Source organism: Kitasatospora sp. NPDC047058 (assembly GCF_040643935.1).
In the GTDB taxonomy this organism is placed as follows: Bacteria; Actinomycetota; Actinomycetes; order Streptomycetales; family Streptomycetaceae; genus Kitasatospora.
In genome coordinates, this window is the sequence record NZ_JBEYVJ010000685.1 from 1 (window position 1) to 2,558 (window position 2,558).

Annotated in this window: 2 protein-coding genes; both read left to right on the forward strand. The window is 76.4% G+C overall.

All coding sequences use genetic code 11. From position 1 onward, the window contains the following. Positions 1–414, forward strand: a 414-nt coding sequence (locus ABZ885_RS39290) for a copper chaperone PCu(A)C (protein WP_360199708.1), incomplete at its 5' end; no start/stop codon positions are given. 12 nt (positions 415–426) lie between these two features. Next, on the forward strand, positions 427–2,481 hold the full coding sequence (locus ABZ885_RS39295) for a FixH family protein (RefSeq protein WP_360199710.1): 2,055 nt from the start codon (positions 427–429) through the stop codon (positions 2,479–2,481). The last annotated feature ends 77 nt before the right edge of the window (positions 2,482–2,558 follow it).

The window sequence follows — 2,558 nt, forward strand, 5'->3', positions numbered from 1 at the left end:
GCCTGCGGTGCGGGCGGCCAGGACGGCGCCGCCGCCGCCGGGGGCCCGGCCCGGCTGAGCGTCGCCGACCCCTACATCCCGCTGCCCCCGGCGGGCGGGATGGCGGCCGGCTACCTGACCGTGCGCAACGACGGCGGCGACGACCAGCTGGTGAAGGTCTCCAGCCCGGGCGCGCAGTCGGTCACCATGCACCGCTCCACCGCCTCCACCATGGAGCAGGTCGAGCGCCTGGACGTCCCCGCGCACGGCGCGTTGCAGCTCGCCCGCGGCGGCACCCACCTCATGATCATGGGATGGCAGAAGGCCCCCGCCCTCGGTGACGAGGTCGAGCTGGACCTGACCTTCGCCAGGACCGGCACCATCTCGGTGAAGGTGCCGGTCAAGGAGCTCACCTACCGCCCCGGCCAGCAGTAAGGGACCCGCGAGATGCTGAAGGCCGCGTTGCCGCAGAGAGCGCAGACCACCCGCCGCCGGCTCGCCGGGCTGTTCGGCGTCCTCGGCGCGCTCCTCGCGCTGATGCTCGCCGGCGCCGGACCGGCCGCCGCGCACGCCACCCTGCAGTCCACCGACCCCGCGCAGAACGCGGTCGTCGCCACCGCGCCGCAGGCCGTCACGCTGACCTTCAGCGAGGCGGTGTCGCTCTCCGGCGACTCGGTGCGGGTGCTCGACCCGGCCGGCAAGGCGGTGGACACCGGCAACCCCGCGCACGCCGACGGCAAGGACAACACCGCCCGGGTCGGGCTGAACGCCGGCCTGGCCAACGGCACCTACACGGTGGCCTGGCGGGCGGTCTCCGAGGACTCGCACCCGATCGGCGGCGCCTTCACCTTCTCGGTCGGCGCGCCCTCCGACACCTCCGTCTCGGCCACCGCCTTGAACGGCGCCGAGGCCGACGACGTGGTCGCCGCCCTCTACGGCACCGCGCGGACCGTCGCCTACGGGGCGTTCGCCCTGCTGGCCGGCGCGGCCGCGTTCGTCCTGATCTGCTGGCCGGCCGGGGCGACCCGGCGCTCGGTGCAGCGGCTGCTGATGAGCGGGTGGGTGGCGCTGCTGGTGTCCACCGTCGCGGTGCTGATGCTGCGCGGCCCGTACGAGCGGGGCTCCGGCATCGGGCAGGCCTTCGACCTGTCGCTGGTGCGGGCCACCCTGGACGAGCGGATCGGCACCGCGCTGGCGGCCCGACTGCTGCTGCTCGCCGCGAGCGGGGTGTTCCTGTCGCTGCTGGTCGGCCAGCTCGGGCAGCCGGTGCGCCCGGCCCTCGCGGCCGACGGCGGCGACGGTCCGAAGGACGCGGACGGGGGCGCGGACGACGCCGAGGAGGCGGAGCTGCGCGAGCTGGAGCAGCGCGCCGCCGAGCGGCCGCAGCGCGAGGCGCGGCTGGGCCTCGGGGTGGCCGGGCTGGTGCTGGCCGTCGCCCTTTCGGCGACCTGGGTCGGCGCCGACCACGCCGCGGTGGGCATCCAGGTCTGGCTGGCCCTGCCGCTCGGCATGCTGCACCTGATCGCGATGGCGTTCTGGCTGGGCGGCCTGGCGGTCATGCCGGCCGCCCTGCGGAGCGGGATCGGCGCGGACGTCGCCGGCCGCTTCTCCAAGGTCGCCTTCGGCGCGGTCGCGGTGCTCACCGCCACCGGGATCTACCAGTCCTGGCGCGGGCTCGGCAGCTGGGGCGCGCTGACCGGCACCGAGTACGGGCGGCTGCTGCTGGTGAAGACCGGTTGCGTGGCCGTGATGCTCGGCGTCGCCTGGCTCTCCCGCTCCTGGCTGGCCCGGCTGCGGGCCGCCGCGGACGAGGCCGCCGAGGTCGCGCCGGCCGAGGTGCCGGAGCCGGTCACGGCCGAGGTGCCGGAGCCGGCCGCGGCCCGCGCCGACGACCCGGTCCGGCAGGCCCAGCTGGCCCGCCAGCAGGCCGCCCGGAAGAACGCCGGACGCGACCGCGGGCTCACCCCGACCCGGGCCGGGCTGCGCCGCTCGGTCCTGGTCGAGGCGCTGGTCGCGGTGGCCGTCCTCGTGGTCACCACGATGCTGACCAACTCGCCGCCCGGCCGGGTGGCGGGCGAGGTCGCGGGCGGGGCCGGGGCCAAGGGCGCCACCGCCGCGCCCGCACCCGGCGCCCCCGCCCCGCAGACCGTGCCCGGGCAGACCCTGGAGCTGAAGCTCCCGTACGACACCAAGGGCCGCACCCCGAACGCCAAGGGCACCGCGACGGTCACCCTCAACCCGGCCCGGAGCGGGCCGAACGAGGTGCACCTCGCGCTGGACGGCGCGGACGGGAAGCCGGTCGAGGTCCCCGAGGTGCAGCTCGCCTTCACGCTGCCGGACCGCGACCTCGGCCCGCTGCCGGTCACGCTGACCGCCGAGGGCACCGGCCGCTGGAGCGGCACCGCGCAGCTGCCGCTGGCCGGCAACTGGGTGGTGTCGGTGCAGGTCCGCTCCTCGGACATCGACCAGACCACCGAGATCAAACCGCTGAAGATCGGGTGACCGCGATGGACCGCACGACCGGCACGGAGAGCGCGGAGAACACGGCGAGCACGGCAAGCACGGAGAGCACGGCGGCC

Bases quoted from the DNA above. Each gene is read 5' to 3' on its own strand.
- ABZ885_RS39295 (WP_360199710.1), top strand. From the start codon at position 427: ATGCTGAAGGCCGCGTTGCCGCAGAGAGCGCAGACCACCCGCCGCCGG.